The sequence below is a fragment of the Enterobacter cloacae complex sp. ESBL7 genome, from assembly GCF_041679625.1.
GTDB classification, from domain to species: domain Bacteria; phylum Pseudomonadota; class Gammaproteobacteria; order Enterobacterales; family Enterobacteriaceae; genus Enterobacter; species Enterobacter asburiae_B.
In genome coordinates, this window is record NZ_JBGORN010000001.1 from 15871 (window position 1) to 34536 (window position 18666).

The window sequence follows — 18666 nt, forward strand, 5'->3', positions numbered from 1 at the left end:
ATTTCAGCCAATGCTAAACGGATCCGCATCCTGCCAGGCCGGAAACTTCTCGCGATACTCCTGCAGCGCCGTCAGCGACAGCTCCGCATCAATGCGCGTCGCCTGATGCGGCTCGGCGGTGGCAATGATCTCGCCCTGCGGATTCACCACCCGGCTGTCGCCGCGGTAGTGATGCCCGTTGCCGTCGGTTCCCACGCGGTTGCAGCCCACCACGTACGCCTGGTTCTCAATCGCGCGCGCTACCAGCAGCGACTGCCAGTGGAGGGAGCGCGGTGCAGGCCAGTTGGCAACATACAGCGCCAGGTCGTAATCGTTGCGGTTGCGCGACCACACCGGGAAGCGCAGGTCGTAGCAGACCAGCGGCAAAATACGCCAGCCGCGCCACTCGAACACCACGCGCTCGTGACCCGCTTCATAGTGATGATGCTCATCCGCCATGCGGAACAGGTGGCGTTTATCGTAAAAATGCACTTTCCCTTCCGGCTCCACCAGCAGGAAGCGGTTCACCGGCCCGCGATCCGTTTGCAGGGCGGCGCTCCCGGCGATCAGCGCGTTGGTCTGCTGCGCTTTGGCATGCATCCAGACCACCACCTCATCCTGCGGCATTGATTGTTGTGCCGCTTCCATGGCGAAGCCGGTGGTGAACATCTCCGGCAGGACAATCACATCGCGCCCGGTAATCTCTTCCAGTTGACGATCAAAGTGGCGCAGGTTGGCGGGGCCATCCATCCACACTAAAGGTTGCTGCAAAATAGAAATCTTCAAACCAGGCACGATACAGACTCCTCAAAAGACCGCTTTTTGACACTGTAGCACGTCATTACGAGAAAATGTGGCAATAAAAAACCCCGCGCGAGGCGGGGTTTGTATAAGCGAAACGCGTTACGCCGCTTCAGGCTTGCGGTGCTTCTCCGGCAGCTTTACCGGCTGCGTCGCCAGCTCGTCCGGTTCGAAATCATCCACGTTAATGCTGCGCAGACGGCTCTCTTCGGCTTTCACCAGCAGGGCAGCTTCATCTTTATTGATAATGCCGCCGGCCAGCGCCTGTTTTGCCAGTTCGTCCAGACGGGTAAACGGCAGGTTTTTGCCCAGCTGTTTACAGATCTTCTGGTGAATCGGATCGGCAGCCATCACGTCCAGTAGCGCCTCTTCCAGCAGTCCCACCGGGTTATGCGGCGTCGGCGTCAGATACTGACCACGACCGATACGGGAGCGGGTTGCGCTCGGTACCTGCAGGATCTTCGCTACCTTGTGGTCCAGCTTGTCGGACGGCGCAAGGTGATGACGTCCGGTCGGGAAGATCACCGCGCGCAGAGCGCCCGCCACGAAGCGGTTCGGGAAGTTCGCCAGCAGGTCGTCAATCGCCTGTTCAGCCTGATACATCGCATCCTGAACACCCCAGTGCACCAGCGGCAGATCCGCTTCCTGACGGCCTTCGTCGTCGTAGCGCTTCAGGACCGCAGAGGCCAGGAATATCTGGCTCAGTACATCCCCCAGACGGGCAGAGATACGCTCGCGACGCTTCAGGCTGCCGCCCAGCACCGCCATGGAGACGTCAGACAGCAGAGCCAGGTTGGCGCTCAGACGGTTCAGATGCTGGTAGTAACGTTTGGTCGCATCGCCGGTCGGCGTCGCGCTGGTAAGACCGCGCGTCAGGCCCAGCCAGAAGCTGCGCACCTTGTTGCTGCCCACGTGACCGATATGTTTGAATAGCAGCTTATCGAAGGCATCCACGTCGTTGTTCTGCGCGGCAGCCATCTCTTCCAGCACGTACGGATGGCAGCGAATTGCGCCCTGACCGAAGATCATCATGCTGCGGGTCAGGATGTTTGCCCCTTCCACGGTGATGGCAATCGGTGCGCCCTGATAGCCGCGCGCCAGGAAGTTGCCTTCTCCGAGCATAATGCCTTTACCGCCTGCGATATCCATCGCGTCAATGATCGACTGCTGCGCGCGGTGGGTACAGTGGTACTTCACAATCGCGGACAGCACGGCCGGTTTTTCGCCCAGCATAATGCCGTAGGTAATCAGAGAAGCCGCGGCATCCATCACGTAGGCGTTGCCCGCGATACGCGCCAGCGGCTCTTCGATACCTTCCATCTTGCCGATGGAGATTTTGAACTGACGGCGGATGTGGGCGTAAGCGCCAATCCCCATCGCGACCGACTTCAGACCGCCGGTTGAGTTCGACGGCAGGGTAATGCCGCGGCCCACAGACAGACATTCCACCAGCATACGCCAGCCCTGACCGGCCATTTTCGGACCGCCGATGATGTAGTCAATCGGCACAAAGATGTCCTGACCGCGGGTCGGACCGTTCTGGAACGGCACGTTCAGCGGGAAGTGACGGCGACCAATTTCAACGCCTGGGGTAGAGGTTGGGATCAGCGCACAGGTAATGCCCAGATCTTCTTCGCCGCCCAGCAGTTTTTCCGGGTCAGAGAGCTTAAAGGCCAGACCCAGCACGGTGGCGATTGGCGCCAGGGTGATATAACGCTTGTTCCAGGTCAGGCGCATGCCCAGCACCTGCTCGCCCTGCCACTCGCCCATGCAGACCACGCCGGTATCCGGGATCGCACCCGCATCGGAGCCTGCTTCCGGGCTGGTCAGCGCGAAGCAAGGGATTTCCTGACCGCGTGCCAGACGCGGCAGGTAGTGATCTTTCTGCTCTTCGGTACCGTAATGCTGCAGCAGTTCGCCCGGGCCTAAGGAGTTAGGCACGCCAACGGTAATGGCCAGGATCCCGGAAACGCCCGCCAGCTTTTGCAGGACGCGAGCCTGAGCGTAAGCGGAGAATTCCAGACCGCCGTACTCTTTCTTGATGATCATCGCGAAGAAGCGATGTTCTTTCAGATACGCCCACAGCTCTGGCGGCAGGTCGGCCATTTCATGGGTGATGGCAAAGTCGTTTGCCATACGGCACGCTTCTTCCACCGGGCCGTCAATAAAGGCCTGCTCTTCAGCGGTCAGACGCGGCTGCGGATAGTTATGCAGCTTTTTCCAGTCCGGGTTGCCCTGGAACAGATCGCCTTCCCACCAGGTGGTGCCCGCGTCAATCGCTTCTTTTTCAGTACGCGACATGGGCGGCATCACTTTGCGAAAGCCCTTGAACACCGGCGCAGAGATCATTGATTTACGCATCGGGGCCAGGTTAAACGGCAGAAGGATGATGGCAAGAGGGACTAAAAGCCAGATATTCCAGAGACCTGCGACGCCAAGCGCAGCCGTCCAGGCCAGAAGAATCAGGCTGCTCAGGAATAAACTTACGCGGTGATAGAACAACACACCGAGCAGAACAACGGTTGCGAGAATGCTCAAAATCATCATAAAGAAAAGCTCCCTTGCTTGTAGGAGGTCTGACCACTTGTGATGATATGGTTGTAGTTGATGTGAATTCCTTTAGCAATGTGTTTACAAAATAATTACAACCTGGTTCACATTGTTCGTGTTTTAGCCGGCACAAAAAATCAAAACGCCGGACGTTTCGCATGGCTTTAGCTTCTCGCTTTTCCCGCTATCCGGTACACTCCACTGTGTTATTTCATCAATACTGAAGGATTATCCTCATGTACCAGGATCTTATTCGTAACGAACTGAATGAAGCGGCGGAAACGCTGGCGAACTTTCTGAAAGATGATGCCAATATTCACGCTATTCAGCGCGCAGCGGTCCTGCTGGCCGACAGCTTCAAAGCCGGTGGCAAAGTGCTTTCCTGCGGTAACGGCGGTTCCCACTGCGACGCTATGCACTTCGCAGAAGAGCTGACCGGACGCTATCGCGAAAACCGTCCGGGCTACCCGGCGATTGCGATTTCAGACGTGAGCCACATCTCCTGCGTAGGCAACGACTTCGGTTACGACCACATCTTCTCCCGCTACGTTGAAGCGGTAGGCCGTGAAGGCGACGTGCTGCTGGGGATTTCTACCTCCGGCAACTCCGGCAACGTGATCAAAGCGATCGCCGCCGCGCGTGAAAAAGGGATGAAAGTCATCACCCTGACCGGTAAAGATGGCGGTAAGATGGACGGTACGGCGGATGTCGAAATTCGCGTTCCGCACTTCGGTTATGCTGACCGTATTCAGGAAATTCACATCAAAGTGATCCACATCCTGATCCAGCTGATCGAAAAAGAGATGGTTAAGTAAGACTTCGCTGGGGGCACTCTTGCCCCCGCTGTTGTGGAGGTGACGTATGTGCGAACTGCTCGGGATGAGCGCCAATGTGCCAACCGATATCTGCTTTAGTTTCACCGGGCTGGTTCAGCGCGGTGGAGGAACCGGGCCGCATAAAGACGGCTGGGGCATCACCTTTTACGAAGGCAAAGGGTGTCGCACGTTCAAAGATCCACAGCCCAGCTTTAACTCACCGATTGCCAAACTGGTGCAGGACTATCCCATCAAGTCCCGCTCGGTGATCGCCCACATCCGTCAGGCTAACCGTGGCGAAGTGGCGCTGGAAAATACCCATCCGTTTACCCGCGAGCTGTGGGGCCGTAACTGGACCTATGCGCACAACGGGCAGCTCACGGGCTATAAGACGCTGGAGACGGGCAATTTCCGCCCGGTCGGCGAGACGGACAGCGAAAAAGCCTTCTGCTGGCTGCTGCACAAGCTGACGGAGCGCTATCCCCGCACGCCCGGCAACATGACTGCCGTGTTCAAATACATCGCGACGCTGGCGTCTGAACTGCGTGAAAAAGGCGTGTTCAACATGCTGCTCTCTGATGGCCGCTATGTGATGGCGTTCTGCTCGACGAATCTGTTCTGGATCACCCGCCGTGCGCCGTTTGGCGTTGCGACGCTGCTCGATCAGGATGTGGAGATAGACTTTCAGAAGGAGACCACACCGAACGATGTGGTCACTGTTATCGCAACGCAGCCGCTGACGGGCAACGAAACCTGGCAAAAGATTATGCCAGGCGAGTGGGTGCTATTTTGTCTCGGGGACCGTGTAATTTGACGCCAGCTGCGGGTGGACGACTTCGTGGCTCAGCGGTTTGCTGACCACGTAACGGCCATCGACGATAGAGACCACGGGTGGCTTGTGGGTCTGCTCAAAGTAGTCGTAACCCGGTTTCAGCTGTTTCCAGAAATCCGCGTAGTATGAGTACTTGTGACGCGTCATGTTGGCGTCCGTCATGCGGAACGGATAGATGCTGACCTGTACGTTAGGCTGACCAAAGACCAGTGCGCCCGTCACGAACTGGAAAATCTCATCAATGCCGGAGTCGGTCATCGCATAACAGCCGATAGACACGCAGGCACCGTGGATCATCAGATATTTACCTTCATAACCGTGTGCACGGTCATAGGCATTCGGGAAGCCGATGTTAATGGCTTTATAGAAGCGGCTGTCAGGCTTGAGCTGGCTGCGCTGAACGTTGTAGAACCCTTCCGGACTTTTGAAGTCGCCCTGACGCTGTTTTGGCCCCAGTCCGCCGGAGTAGTTACAAATTTTGTAACTATCAAGCAGCTGATATGTCTCGCCCATTTTGACAAACAGATCGAGAGTGCGCTCTTCCTTGAAGATCTGAATATAAACCGGCGATCCCATTAACTGCTGTTTATATTCCTTGCTGACCGGCGTCGTTGAGCTATTACTGCTGAGCAGTCCGGCAAACGACATGCACGGCATCAGAAGCATCGCAATGAACAATGCGATTTTACGCATACTACTAGTTCCTTGATAAAACCATGACCAACTTGCCAGGACGGCAAAAGAGACCCGAAATCAGATTATTCTGTTAGGAGCGCTCACATTAGCACCGCTATAGATTTTCGCAAGAGCCGGGCGGTGAGTTTACAAATTAGTTTTACTTTATAAACCATCAAAATTGCGATGGCTCCAGGAACTTTGCGCATTAGCTCGCAATTTGGCGCGCGTGACGGCGGATTCCCTGCCCGCGTGAAGGGGAAAATGTTACACTTTGCGCCCACTGGATTGTTGTTCATGGAAACCTGCTAACCACATGTTTAAAATTAAAAAAGGACTTGATCTGCCGATTGCAGGCGTGCCAGCGCAGCACGTTTCGACAGGCGCAAGTGTCCGTCATGTCGCCATTGTGGGCGAAGACTACCTGGGTATGCGTCCTTCAATGCTGGTACAGGAGGGCGATCGCGTTATCAAAGGACAGCCGCTCTTTGAGGACAAAAAAAATCCCGGCGTGATGTTCACTGCCCCCGCGAGCGGCACCGTTGTGGCCATCAACCGTGGCGAACGGCGCGTTCTGCAGTCGGTGGTTATCCGCATTGAGGGCGATGAAAAGCGTGAGTTTGCCCATTACGACGCCGCAGAACTCGCGTCGCTGAACCGCGACGCCGTTCAGGATCAGCTCCTGGCATCCGGTTTATGGACCGCGCTTCGTACGCGCCCCTTCAGCAAATCCCCTGTTCCGGGCACGGAACCGGCCGCGATTTTCGTCACGGCCATCGACACCAACCCGCTCAGCGTGGACCCGGAACCGGTTATCCTGGCGCAGCGAAAAGCTTTTGATGCTGGTCTAACCGTTTTAACCCGCCTCACATCCGGAAAAGTGCACGTTTGCCAGGCCGGCGGCGGCAAGCCTGGCGGGCATCCGCTGGGGCAGGTCACGTTTAATGAATTTTCTGGCCCGCATCCGGCGGGGCTGGTCGGGACGCACATCCATTTCCTTGAGCCAGTCAGCCTGACGAAACAGGTCTGGCACCTTAACTATCAGGACGTCATCGCCATCGGTAAGCTCTTTACTACGGGTGAACTCTGCGCTGAACGGATAATCGCCATCGGCGGACCGCAGGCTGCAAAACCGCGCCTGGTGAAAACGCTGCTGGGCGCTGACATCAACGAACTGCTGGTGGGGGAAACGAAAGAGGGCGAAAACCGCCTGATTTCCGGCTCGGTCCTCAGCGGCCGCCATGCGGCCAATGCGCACGCGTACCTGGGACGCTTCCATTTGCAGGTCAGCATTGTGCAGGAAGGGCGTGAGAAAGAGCTGTTTGGCTGGGTTCTGCCAGGCGCAGAAAAATACTCCGTCACCCGAACCACGCTGGGCCACTTCCTGCGTAATAAGCTGTTTAGCTTCTCAACCAGCACGCACGGCGGCGAGCGCGCCATGGTCCCGATTGGCAACTACGAGCGCGTCATGCCGCTGGATATTCTGCCCACCGTGCTGCTGCGCGATCTGCTTGCTGGCGATACCGACGGCGCGCAGGCGCTGGGCTGTCTGGAGCTTGACGAAGAAGATCTGGCGCTCTGTACCTATGTCTGTCCGGGCAAATATGAATATGGACCGGTATTGCGCGAGGTGTTAACCCGCATTGAGCAGGAAGGATAACCGATGGGCTTAAAACACCTCTTTGAAAAAATTGAGCCGCACTTTACCGAAGGAAAGCTCAAAAAGTACTACCCGCTGTATGAAGCAACGACGACCATTTTCTACACGCCGGGGCTGGTGACGAAAGGGGCGGCGCACGTTCGCGATGCCATCGACCTGAAACGCATGATGATCCTGGTGTGGTTTGCGGTCTTCCCGGCGATGTTCTGGGGAATGTACAACGTCGGCCTGCAGACCATTCCGGCGCTGCACCACATGTACGATGCACAGCAGCTGGCGCAGGTGATTCAGGCCGACTGGCACTACCGTCTGGCCCAGTCGTTAGGGGTAAGCTTCACCGCAGACGCGGGCTGGCTGAGCATGATGACGCTGGGCGCGGTGTTCTTCCTGCCGATTTACATCACGGTATTTGTCGTGGGCGGCTTCTGGGAAGTGCTGTTTGCCATCATCCGTAAACATGAGATCAACGAAGGCTTCTTCGTGACCTCTATTCTGTTTGCCCTGATTGTTCCCCCGACGCTACCGCTCTGGCAGGCGGCGCTTGGAATCAGCTTCGGCGTGGTGATTGCCAAAGAGATCTTCGGCGGCACCGGGCGGAACTTCCTCAACCCGGCGCTGGCGGGACGCGCGTTTCTGTTCTTTGCTTATCCGGCGCAAATCTCGGGTGACCTGGTGTGGACGGCGGCAGACGGTTTTTCCGGCGCGACGCCGCTTTCACAGTGGGCGGCACACGGCGGCGAAACGCTGGTTAACAACGCGACGGGTCAGCCAGTCACCTGGTTTGATGCCTTTATTGGCAACATTCCGGGCTCCATCGGAGAAGTCTCTACGCTGATGATTTTGCTTGGCGGCGCGATCATTCTTTTTGGTCGCGTGGCCTCCTGGCGGATCGTTGCGGGCGTGATGATCGGCATGGTGCTGACCGCCACCCTGTTCAACGTTATCGGTTCGACCACCAATCCGATGTTCTCCATGCCCTGGTACTGGCATCTGGTGCTGGGTGGCTTCGCGTTCGGCATGATGTTCATGGCGACGGACCCCGTCTCTGCCTCGTTTACAGACAAAGGTAAATGGAGCTATGGCGTGCTCATTGGCGCGATGTGTGTCCTGATCCGCGTGGTCAACCCGGCGTATCCGGAAGGGATGATGTTGGCCATTCTGTTTGCCAACCTGTTTGCGCCGCTCTTCGATTACCTGGTGGTGCGGGCCAATATCAAGCGGAGGAAGGCGCGTGGCTGAGGTTAAAAATAACGACAGCATCAGCAAAACGCTGCTGGTGGTGCTGGTGCTCTGTCTGGTCTGTTCTATTGTCGTGGCCGGTTCTGCCGTGGGGTTAAAACCCCTGCAGCAGGAGCAACGTGCGCTGGATAAACAGCGCAACATCCTGGCCGTCGCCGGGCTGATGCAGGAAGGAATGAGCGCGGACGACGTTTCGGCCGTCTTTGCTGAACGTATTTCGGCGCGTCTGGTGGATTTAAAAACGGGTGAACTGCTGGATAAAGACCCGGCAAAATTCAACCAGGCGCTGGCGCTGAAAGATCCGCAGATGAGCCTGACGCTGGAGGCATCGCAAGATCCCGCCGGGATTAAGCGTCGCAGCAACCTGGCCGAAATCTATCTGGTTCGCGATCCCCAAAAACGCATTCAGGAAGTGGTACTGCCTGTTTACGGTAACGGTCTGTGGTCAATGATGTACGCGTTTGTGGCCCTTGATACCGATGGGCGCACGGTCAAAGGCATTACGTATTACGACCAGGGTGAAACGCCGGGGCTGGGTGGCGAAGTTGAAAACCCTAACTGGCGGGCACAGTTTGTCGGCAAAAAAGTGCTCGACGATAACGGCCTGCCTGCGCTGAAGGTGATGAAAGGGGCGGCACGTCCCGGTGACGACTACGCCGTTGACGGGCTTTCCGGCGCCACGCTCACCTCAAAAGGCGTGCAGCACAGTTTTGATTTCTGGATGGGCGAGCTGGGCTTTGGTCCTTTCCTGAAAAACGTACGTGAAGGAGCGCTGAACAATGGCTGATACCGGTGAACTGAAAGAAGTTAAAAAGGTGCTCGTTGGCCCACTGTTAGCCAATAACCCGATCACGCTCCAGGTGCTGGGTGTCTGTTCTGCTCTGGCGGTGACGACCAAGCTGGAAACGGCAGTCGTGATGACGCTGGCGGTCACGCTGGTCACGGCGTTCTCCAGCATGTTTATCTCGATGATCCGCCACCATATCCCCAACAGCGTGAGGATCATCGTACAGATGGCGATCATCGCCTCGCTGGTGATCGTGGTCGATCAGCTGCTGCGCGCCTTTGCCTATGAAACCTCCAAACAGCTCTCGGTATTTGTCGGGCTGATTATCACCAACTGTATCGTCATGGGGCGTGCGGAAGCCTACGCCATGAAAATGCCGCCGCTGGCGAGCTTTATGGACGGCATCGGCAACGGCCTGGGCTACGGCGTGATCCTGCTGACCGTGGGGTTCCTGCGCGAGCTGATTGGCAGCGGCAAGCTGTTTGGTATCACGGTGCTGGACACGGTGCAGAACGGCGGCTGGTATCTGCCAAACGGCCTGTTCCTGCTGGCCCCTAGCGCATTTTTCATTATCGGTTTGTTGATCTGGCTGATTCGTACGCTGAAGCCAGAACAGCAGGAAAAGGAGTAACCGACGATGGCTCATTACCTGAGTTTGTTTGTGCGGGCGGTGTTTGTTGAAAACATGGCGCTCGCGTTTTTCCTCGGCATGTGTACGTTCCTTGCGGTTTCCAAAAAAGTGTCGACGGCATTTGGTCTCGGTATCGCGGTCACCGTGGTGCTCGGCTTATCTGTACCGATCAACAATCTGGTGTACAACTTTGTGCTGCGGGACGGCGCGCTGGTGGAAGGGGTTGATCTCAGCTTCCTGAACTTCATCACCTTTATCGGGGTGATCGCGGCGCTGGTGCAAATCCTCGAGATGATCCTCGATAAGTATTTCCCGTCGCTCTACAACGCGCTGGGGATCTTCCTGCCGCTGATCGCGGTGAACTGCGCCATCTTTGGTGGCGTCTCGTTTATGGTGCAGCGTGATTACAACTTCAGCGAATCCGTGGTGTACGGTTTTGGTTCCGGCATCGGCTGGATGCTGGCGATTGTCACCATGGCGGGGATCCGCGAGAAAATGAAATATGCCAACGTGCCTGCGGGTCTGCGTGGCCTGGGGATCACCTTTATCACCACCGGGCTGATGGCGCTGGGCTTTATGTCCTTCTCCGGTGTGCAGCTATAAGGGCAAACAGATGGAAATTATCCTTGGCGTGGTGATGTTCACGCTGATTGTACTGGTGCTGTCAGGGCTTATTCTGGCGGCGCGCGCGAAGCTGGTGAATTCCGGCGACGTGGTCATTGATATTAACGACGAGCCGCAGAATCAGATCCGCACGCCGGCGGGAGACAAGCTGCTCAACACGCTCTCCGGTAACGGCATTTTTGTCTCCTCAGCCTGCGGCGGCGGCGGTTCCTGCGGGCAGTGCCGCGTGACGGTAAAAGAGGGCGGTGGCGATATTCTGCCAACCGAACTGGCGCATATCACAAAGCGTGAGGCAAAAGAGGGCTGTCGTCTGGCCTGCCAGGTCGCGGTGCGCCAGAACATGAAGATTGAGCTGCCGGAAGAGATCTTCGGCGTCAAAAAATGGGAGTGCGAGGTTATCTCTAATGATAACAAAGCCACCTTTATAAAAGAGCTGAAGCTGCGGGTGCCGGAAGGCGAGCATGTCCCGTTCCGCGCCGGAGGCTACATTCAGATCGAGTGCCCGGAGCACGCTGTGGCCTATGCGGACTTTGACGTGCCGCATGAGTACCGCGCCGACTGGGACAAATTCAATCTCTTCCGCTTTGTATCTGAGGTGAAAGAGCCGACGCTGCGCGCCTACTCGATGGCCAACTATCCGGAAGAGAAGGGCATTATCATGCTCAACGTGCGTATCGCCACGCCGCCACCGAATGTGCCGGATGCACCGCCGGGCGTCATGTCGTCATACATCTGGTCGCTGAAGCCTGGCGATAAGGTGACGATCTCCGGCCCGTTCGGGGAGTTCTTCGCGAAAGATACCGATGCGGAAATGGTGTTTATCGGCGGCGGTGCCGGTATGGCCCCGATGCGCTCGCACATCTTTGACCAGCTCAAGCGGCTGGGGAGCCAGCGTAAGATCAGCTTCTGGTACGGGGCGCGCTCGCTGCGCGAGATGTTCTATGAAGATGAGTTTGAACAGCTGGCGCGTGAAAACCCGAACTTTACCTTCCATGTGGCGCTTTCCGATCCGCAGCCGGAAGATAACTGGACGGGCTATACGGGGTTCATCCACAACGTGCTGTATGAAAACTACCTCAAACAGCACCCGGCGCCTGAGGACTGCGAGTTCTATATGTGTGGTCCGCCGATGATGAACGCCGCCGTGATTAAGATGCTGAAAGATCTCGGTGTCGAAGATGAGAACATCATGCTCGATGACTTTGGAGGCTGATGATGCTGACGTTTCTGGCAACCTTTGTGGTGTTTGTGCTTGTCATCTTCGGCATGTCGTTAGGCTGGATCGTTAAGCGGAAAAGCATTCAGGGCAGCTGCGGCGGTATTTCCTCTATTGGTATGGAAAAGGTTTGCGACTGCCCGGAACCGTGCGATGCGCGGAAGAAAAGGATGGCCCGCGAACAGCAGCGCATTATTTAGTCTTGTCGGTCGGGTAAGGCGAAGCCGCCTCCCGACAATTCCCACCCATACTTCTCAACCCTCATTTGTTTACTGTATACTTATCCAGTAATAAGTGAGGGCTTACTATGCGCAAAATAATCCATGTCGATATGGACTGCTTTTTTGCCGCAGTGGAGATGCGTGACAACCCGGCGCTGCGGGATATTCCCATCGCCATTGGCGGCAGCCGCGTTCAGCGTGGTGTCATCAGCACCGCCAACTATCCTGCGCGCAAATTTGGCGTGCGCAGCGCGATGCCGACGGCGATGGCCTTAAAGCTTTGCCCTCATCTCACGCTTCTGCCCGGCCGGTTTGAAGCCTATAAAGAGGCTTCCCTCCATATTCGGGAAATCTTCTCCCGCTATACTTCTTTGATAGAGCCGCTGTCGCTGGACGAAGCCTATCTGGACGTGACCGACAGCGTGCACTGCCACGGTTCCGCCACGCTGATGGCGCAGGAGATCCGCCAGACAATTTTCAACGAGCTGAATCTGACGGCTTCAGCGGGCGTCGCGCCCGTTAAATTCCTTGCCAAAATTGCCTCCGATTTAAATAAGCCCAACGGTCAGTACGTCATCACGCCTGACGAGGTGCCGGCGTTTTTGAAAACGCTGCCGCTCGGCAAAATCCCCGGGGTAGGAAAAGTTTCCGCCGCAAAGCTGGAAAGCATGGGGCTACGGACCTGCGAAGACGTGCAGCGAAGCGATCTCGCTATGCTGCTCAAGCGCTTCGGGAAGTTTGGCCGCGTGCTGTGGGAGCGCAGCCAGGGAATTGACGATCGCGATGTGAACAGCGAGCGGCTACGTAAATCCGTCGGCGTTGAGCGCACCCTCAGTGAAGATATTCATGACTGGTCCGAATGCGAAACCATTATCACGGAACAGCTTTACCCTGAGCTGGAACGACGCTTAAGCAAGGTGAAGCCGGACCTGCTCATTGCCCGTCAGGGTATCAAATTAAAATTCAACGACTTCCAGCAGACCACGCAGGAACACGTCTGGCCGCGTCTGAATAAAGACGATCTTATCGCGACGGCGAAAAAGGCATGGGAAGAGCGCCGGGGCGGGCGAGGGGTCAGGCTGGTGGGATTACACGTCACGCTGCTGGATCCGCAGCTAGAGCGACAGCTGGTTCTGGGATTGTAAAAAAGCCCGGTGGCGCTACGCTTACCGGGCCTACGTTTTTACCCTCTTCCTGTGGGAGAGGGCTGGGGTGAGGGTATTACTTCGCAGGGATCGCTTTCAGCAGTTCAGTCAGCAGCGTCCAGTAGTGACCGACGCTTTCGATATGAACCTGCTCATCCGGCGAGTGCGGGCCGGTAATGGTTGGCCCGATGGACACCATATCCATATCCGGATACGGTTTCTTGAACAGGCCACATTCCAGACCGGCGTGGATCACCTGAATGTTCGGGGTGCTGTTGAACAGACGCTGATAGGTTTCACGCACCAGCGCCATCACCGGAGAACTTGCATCCGGCTGCCAGCCCGGGTAGCTGCCTTTTGCAGACGTTTTCGCGCCCGCCAGCGTGCCCAGAGATTCCAGCATGCTCACCACGTACTCTTTACCGCTGTCGATCAGAGAGCGGATCAGGCAGATGATTTCCGCGCTGTCGTCGCTCATGGTCACCACGCCCACGTTCAGTGAGGTTTCCACCACGCCTTTCGCCACGTCAGAGTTGCGGATCACGCCGTTTGGCGTCGCGTTCAGCAGCTGAACGAAAGTGTCACGAGACTGCGCGGTCAGCGCGGCTTTATCTGTAGAAACAGATTCCAGCACCACGGTCAGGTTTTTCTCTTTCGCCGACAGTTCGTTTTTCAGGATATCCAGATATACGGTGGAGAGTTTTTTCAGCTCGTCCGCTTTTGCCGCTGGAACCGCTACGGTGGCGAACGCTTCGCGCGGAATCGCGTTACGCAGTGTACCACCGTTGAAGTCTACCAGACGCAAATCCAGCTCGGCCGCATGGCCTGCCAGGAAGCGCGCCAGCAGCTTGTTGGCGTTACCCAGACCCAGGTGAATATCACCGCCGGAGTGGCCGCCTTTCAGCCCTTTCAGCGTCAGCTTGAAGGTCTGGAAGCCTGCAGGAATCGCTTCGCGCTTCAGCGGCAGGGTAGAGATGAAATCAATCCCGCCCGCGCAGCCCATGTAGATCTCGCCTTCTTCTTCAGAGTCGGTGTTGATCAGGATGTCCGCCTGCAGCCAGTTCGCCTGCAGACCAAACGCGCCGTCCATGCCCGCTTCTTCGGTCATGGTCAGCAGCACTTCCAGCGGACCGTGCTCAACGCTGTCATCGGCCAGCACGGCCAGCGCAGAGGCCATACCGATGCCGTTATCCGCGCCCAGCGTGGTGCCGCGTGCTTTCACCCAGTCGCCGTCGATGTACGGTTGAATCGGGTCTTTGGTGAAGTCGTGAACGGTGTCGTTGTTCTTCTGTGGCACCATGTCCAGGTGCGCCTGCAGCACAACCGGTTTGCGGTTTTCCATGCCTGCGGTAGCCGGTTTGCGGATCAGAATGTTGCCGACCTGGTCACGTTCAGCATGCAGACCTTTTTCCTTCGCCCAGCCCATAATATGTTCGGCAAGCTGTTCTTCATGGTAGGAAGGGTGTGGAATGGAGCAGATTTTCGCAAAAATATCCCACAGCGGCTGCGGAGATAATTGAGACAGTTCAGACACGATAAGTCTCCTTGTCGAGGCGCTGCAAACAGGGTTGCAGGTCACAGGGTTAGCAGGTTAATAGTTACCACAAGTCAGGCTTGCGAGATGAAACTGAGAATACCACTTTCTCTGCTGGCTGGTAGCATAAAGCATGTAAAAACTCAGGCAGAGGGCGCTAAACACTGGTTTTTAGTGCGTCAGATCTCTATAATCTCGCGCAACCTATTTCCCCCTCGAACACTTTTTAAGCCGTATAAAAACAGGCTGGGACACTTCACATGAGCGAAAAATACGTCGTCACCTGGGACATGTTGCAGATTCACGCACGCAAACTGGCTGCGCGTCTGATGCCTTCCGAACAGTGGAAAGGCATTATTGCCGTCAGCCGTGGCGGTCTGGTACCGGGGGCGCTGCTGGCACGTGAGCTGGGTATTCGTCATGTCGATACCGTTTGCATCTCCAGCTATGACCATGACAACCAGCGCGAGCTGACCGTGCTGAAACGTGCGGAAGGCGACGGTGAAGGCTTCATCGTTATTGATGACCTGGTAGATACCGGTGGTACTGCGGTCGCTATCCGCGAAATGTATCCGAAAGCACATTTCGTCACTATCTTCGCGAAGCCTGCTGGCCGCCCGCTGGTTGACGATTACGTGATTGATATCCCGCAGGACACCTGGATTGAACAGCCATGGGATATGGGCGTGGTCTTCGTACCGCCTATTTCAGGCCGTTAATACCAGTACGTAACTTTACACGCCCGACTATGTCGGGCGTTGTTCTTTTTGGCCTGCCACGCGTTACAATAATCTCTATACGACGTATTCATGGAGGCAACGCAATGACGCAGGCGAATCTCACCGAGACTCTCTTCAAACCCCGTTTCAAACACCCTGAAACGTCGACGCTGGTGCGTCGCTTCAATCCGGGTACCCAGCCTGCCGTCCAGTCCGCGTTAGACGGAAAAAACGTGCCTCACTGGTATCGCATGATTAACCGCCTGATGTGGATCTGGCGCGGTATCGACCCCCGTGAAATCCTCGATGTGCAGGCACGTATCGTGATGAGTGAAGCCGAACGTACCGACAGCGAACTCTACGATACGGTGGTGGGCTACCGTGGCGGAAACTGGATCTACGAGTGGTCTAAACAGGCGATGCTCTGGCAGCAAAAGGCCAGCCAGGAAGAGGATGCCACGCGCAGCGGCAAGCACTGGCTGCACGCCGCTAATCTTTACGGCATTGCCGCGTACCCACATTTAAAAGGGGATGAACTGGCAGAGCAGGCTCAGGCGCTGGCGAATCGCGCCTATCAGGAGGCGGCTCAACGTCTGCCGGGCCGGATGCGTGAACTTGAGTTCACCATTGCAGGGGGCGCGTCCGTTACCGGGTTCCTGCATATGCCTGAAGGTGAAGGTCCGTTCCCGACCGTGCTGATGTGTGGGGGGCTGGATTCGCTGCAAATTGATTATTACAGCCTGTATGAGCGTTACTTCGCACCAAAAGGGATCGCGATGCTGACGCTTGATATGCCTTCAATTGGTTTTTCATCCAAATGGAAACTGACTCAGGATTCCAGCCTGCTGCATCAGCATGCGCTCAAAGCGCTGGAAAACATTCCGTGGGTTGACCACACCCGCGTGGCGGCATTCGGCTTCCGTTTCGGCGCGAACGTCGCGGTGCGTCTGGCTTATCTTGAATCTTCTCGTCTGAAAGCCGTCGCCTGCCTCGGCCCGGTCGTACACGCTCTGCTCAGCGATCCTGCACGCCAGGGGAGCGTACCTGAAATGTACCTTGATGTGCTGGCCAGCCGTCTTGGCATGCATGATGCATCAGACGAAGCGCTGCGCGTTGAGCTCAATCGTTACTCGTTAAAAACGCAGGGGTTGCTGGGACGTCGCTGCCCAACACCAATGCTGTCAGGGTTCTGGAAAAACGATCCGTTCAGCCCGGAAGAAGAGTCGCGATTAATCACTTCGTCATCTGCGGATGGCAAATTGCTTGAGGTGCCGTTCAGCCCGGTCTATCAGAATTTCGACAAATCACTGAAAGAGATTACGCGCTGGATCGCTCAGAGATTGTGTTAATAGATTGCTAAATTTCGCTGGTTTGGTAAAACAGTGGCTTCACAAAAGGAGATCGCAATGACGTTACCGAGTGGACACCCGAAAAGTAGACTGATTAAGAAGTTTATGGCTCTCGGCCCGTATATTCGAGAAGAGCAGTGTGAAGAGAATCGCTTTTTTTTCGACTGCCTGGCTGTATGCGTCAACGTGAAGCCTGCACCCGAAAAACGTGAATTCTGGGGCTGGTGGATGGAAATGGAAGCAGAGGAAAAACGCTTTACGTATAGCTACCAGTTTGGCCTGTTTAATAAAGACGGCAACTGGCAGGCGACCACAATTAAAGATCAGGAAGTGATTGACCGCCTGGAATATACGCTAAAAGAGTTTCACGATAAGGCACGTGCACTGCTGGCTACCCTGGATCTCAAGTTCGAACCGGCGGATGACTTTTCCAGCGAAGCGGTGAAGCTGACTGCCTGATGGTGTCACAGCGCCGGGTGGCGGCTTCGCCTTACCCGGCCTACAAATTCCCCCTCTCCCTGTGGGAGAGGGGCGGGGTGAGGGCACCAGACCGCATTAATCCCGACAATAAAAAAACCGGCATCAAGCCGGTTTTTTTATTTCACGTCATCAGAACTGGTAGGTCATACCTACAGCAACGATGTCATCGCTGCTCACGCCCAGTTTATTTTTGTCGTCAATCTGGTTGATTTTATAATCAACAAAGGTGGACATATTTTTGTTGAAGTAATAGGTCGCGCCAACGTCAATATATTTCACCAGATCTTCGTCACCAATACCTTCGATATCTTTGCCTTTAGACTGGACATAGCCCAGGGACGGGCGCAGACCAAAGTCGAACTGATATTGTGCGACAACTTCAAAGTTCTGCGCTTTATTTGCAAAGCCGCCGGAAATTGGCGTCATATTGCGGGTTTCAGAATACATTGCAGCCAGATAAATATCGTTCGCATCATATTTCAGACCGGTTGCCCAGGCTTCTGCTTTCTGACCCTGGCCACGCGCCAGCAGGTTTTGAGCATTGGTGCGGTCAGAGTTGGTGTAGGCGCCGCTGACGGCGAAATCGCTGCCGCCGAAGTCATAGGTCAGAGAGGTACCAAAACCGTCACCGTTCTGTTTTTTGGCGTCACGGTTTTCGTTTTTGCCCTGGTACTGCAGCGTCATGTCCAGACCGTCAACCGCGCCGAAGAAATCGGTGTTACGGTAGGTGGCCAGGCCGGTAGCGCGCTTGGTCATGAAGTTATCGGTCTGCGCGGAAGAGTCGCCGCCGAACTCAGGGAACATATCGGTCCATGCTTCGACGTCATACAGGGCACCCAGGTTACGACCGTAATCCAGTGAACCAAAGTTTTTCAGCTTCAGGCCCGCAAACGCCAGACGCGTTTTCTGAGTAGAGTCGCTCTCGGCTTTGTTACCTGCAAATTCAGATTCCCAACGGCCATAGCCCGTCAGCTGATCGTTAATCTGCGTTTCGCCTTTAAAACCGAAACGAACGTAAGTCTGATCGCCATCTTTGGTGGCATCATCACTGATGTAGTGCATGGCTTTCACTTTGCCGTACACGTCCAGTTTATTACCATCTTTATTATAAACTTCAGCTGCGTGAACGGATGCAGAAGCCACTACGCCCATAACCATTAATGCCAGAGTGCTCTTTTTCATTTTCGATCCTGTCTTATAAACGCGCTAAAAAATTCGCTGGACGATAAGCTCATGCTTAAGTCCCGTGAAAAAACAGGAAGGGTTTTATCGTTCTGGAATGAAACTTTTATGACAAACTAAGAATAATTTTAAAAAACTGTGATTTATTATTTCGGTAATAAAATTGTCAAAATTTCCCGCTAGGCTTCCTGATCCCGCGCAACAAAGTGTTTCGCGATGTGCTAAGG

The 18666-nt window shown here is 55.7% G+C and carries 18 protein-coding genes; 13 read left to right on the plus strand and 5 right to left on the minus strand.

Annotation, left to right across the window (positions count from 1 at the left end; genetic code table 11):
- Positions 1 to 3 precede the first annotated feature (3 nt).
- Both ACERY3_RS00090 and fadE read right to left on the minus strand, forming a co-directional pair.
- Positions 4 to 774, minus strand: coding sequence for an amidohydrolase (locus tag ACERY3_RS00090; RefSeq protein ID WP_217072203.1), 771 nt, complete (start codon positions 772 to 774; stop codon positions 4 to 6).
- 108 nt (positions 775 to 882) lie between these two features.
- Entirely contained in the window at positions 883 to 3327 is a 2445-nt protein-coding gene (gene fadE, locus ACERY3_RS00095) for an acyl-CoA dehydrogenase FadE (protein WP_029739697.1), read from the minus strand.
- Positions 3328 to 3566: 239 nt separating this feature from the next.
- On the opposite strand from fadE, the gene lpcA reads away from it, so the two are divergent.
- The gene (lpcA, locus tag ACERY3_RS00100; protein WP_010427884.1) at positions 3567 to 4145 is read left to right on the plus strand and encodes a D-sedoheptulose 7-phosphate isomerase; all 579 of its coding nucleotides are present in this window, start codon (positions 3567 to 3569) and stop codon (positions 4143 to 4145) included.
- A 46-nt stretch (positions 4146 to 4191) separates the two neighbouring features.
- The gene (locus ACERY3_RS00105) at positions 4192 to 4959 is read left to right on the plus strand and encodes a class II glutamine amidotransferase (RefSeq protein WP_319875333.1); all 768 of its coding nucleotides are present in this window, start codon (positions 4192 to 4194) and stop codon (positions 4957 to 4959) included.
- Here ACERY3_RS00105 and dpaA read toward each other — a convergent pair.
- The gene (gene dpaA / locus ACERY3_RS00110) at positions 4930 to 5670 is read right to left on the minus strand and encodes a peptidoglycan meso-diaminopimelic acid protein amidase (protein ID WP_033144698.1); all 741 of its coding nucleotides are present in this window, start codon (positions 5668 to 5670) and stop codon (positions 4930 to 4932) included. The genes ACERY3_RS00105 and dpaA overlap by 30 nt on opposite strands.
- Positions 5671 to 5968: 298 nt before the next feature.
- On the opposite strand from dpaA, the gene ACERY3_RS00115 reads away from it, so the two are divergent.
- The 8 genes from ACERY3_RS00115 (at position 5969) to dinB (ending at position 13175) form a co-directional block, all read left to right on the plus strand.
- Positions 5969 to 7312 carry a Na(+)-translocating NADH-quinone reductase subunit A gene (locus ACERY3_RS00115; RefSeq protein ID WP_319875335.1) on the plus strand — a complete coding sequence of 448 codons (1344 nt, stop codon included), beginning with the start codon at positions 5969 to 5971 and terminating at the stop codon, positions 7310 to 7312.
- A 3-nt stretch (positions 7313 to 7315) separates the two neighbouring features.
- Complete coding sequence (locus ACERY3_RS00120; protein ID WP_048976534.1) at positions 7316 to 8551, plus strand: NADH:ubiquinone reductase (Na(+)-transporting) subunit B; 1236 nt, start codon at positions 7316 to 7318, stop codon at positions 8549 to 8551.
- Entirely contained in the window at positions 8544 to 9338 is a 795-nt protein-coding gene (locus ACERY3_RS00125) for a Na(+)-translocating NADH-quinone reductase subunit C (RefSeq protein ID WP_033144700.1), read from the plus strand. The genes ACERY3_RS00120 and ACERY3_RS00125 overlap by 8 nt, the downstream gene beginning before the upstream one ends.
- Complete coding sequence (locus ACERY3_RS00130) at positions 9331 to 9969, plus strand: NADH:ubiquinone reductase (Na(+)-transporting) subunit D (RefSeq protein WP_033144701.1); 639 nt, start codon at positions 9331 to 9333, stop codon at positions 9967 to 9969. Before ACERY3_RS00125 ends, ACERY3_RS00130 begins: the two co-directional genes overlap by 8 nt.
- Positions 9970 to 9975: 6 nt before the next feature.
- Positions 9976 to 10572, plus strand: coding sequence for an NADH:ubiquinone reductase (Na(+)-transporting) subunit E (gene nqrE, locus ACERY3_RS00135; RefSeq protein WP_008500255.1), 597 nt, complete (start codon positions 9976 to 9978; stop codon positions 10570 to 10572).
- Positions 10573 to 10582: 10 nt separating this feature from the next.
- Positions 10583 to 11806: an NADH:ubiquinone reductase (Na(+)-transporting) subunit F gene (gene nqrF / locus ACERY3_RS00140; RefSeq protein ID WP_048979301.1), complete on the plus strand. Its 1224-nt coding sequence runs from the start codon at positions 10583 to 10585 to the stop codon at positions 11804 to 11806.
- A complete protein-coding gene (nqrM, locus tag ACERY3_RS00145; RefSeq protein ID WP_023615899.1) occupies positions 11806 to 12009 on the plus strand; it encodes a (Na+)-NQR maturation NqrM in 204 nt (67 codons plus the stop codon). The genes nqrF and nqrM overlap by 1 nt, the downstream gene beginning before the upstream one ends.
- A gap of 107 nt (positions 12010 to 12116) precedes the next feature.
- Positions 12117 to 13175, plus strand: coding sequence for a DNA polymerase IV (gene dinB / locus ACERY3_RS00150; RefSeq protein WP_023310503.1), 1059 nt, complete (start codon positions 12117 to 12119; stop codon positions 13173 to 13175).
- 76 nt (positions 13176 to 13251) lie between these two features.
- Here the strand turns inward: dinB and pepD are convergent, their stop codons facing one another.
- Positions 13252 to 14709 (minus strand): cytosol nonspecific dipeptidase, encoded by a 1458-nt coding sequence (pepD, locus tag ACERY3_RS00155; protein ID WP_318591727.1) that lies wholly within the window; start codon positions 14707 to 14709, stop codon positions 13252 to 13254.
- A 260-nt stretch (positions 14710 to 14969) separates the two neighbouring features.
- Between pepD and gpt the strand changes: the two genes are divergently transcribed.
- From gpt to crl, 3 genes are all read left to right on the plus strand, one after another.
- Positions 14970 to 15428 (plus strand): xanthine phosphoribosyltransferase, encoded by a 459-nt coding sequence (gpt, locus tag ACERY3_RS00160; protein WP_010427903.1) that lies wholly within the window; start codon positions 14970 to 14972, stop codon positions 15426 to 15428.
- A 104-nt stretch (positions 15429 to 15532) separates the two neighbouring features.
- Complete coding sequence (gene frsA, locus ACERY3_RS00165) at positions 15533 to 16777, plus strand: esterase FrsA (protein ID WP_048976530.1); 1245 nt, start codon at positions 15533 to 15535, stop codon at positions 16775 to 16777.
- A gap of 57 nt (positions 16778 to 16834) precedes the next feature.
- Entirely contained in the window at positions 16835 to 17236 is a 402-nt protein-coding gene (gene crl / locus ACERY3_RS00170) for a sigma factor-binding protein Crl (RefSeq protein WP_023310506.1), read from the plus strand.
- A gap of 150 nt (positions 17237 to 17386) precedes the next feature.
- Here the strand turns inward: crl and phoE are convergent, their stop codons facing one another.
- Entirely contained in the window at positions 17387 to 18439 is a 1053-nt protein-coding gene (gene phoE, locus ACERY3_RS00175; protein ID WP_033144705.1) for a phosphoporin PhoE, read from the minus strand.
- Between the last annotated feature and the right edge of the window lie 227 nt (positions 18440 to 18666).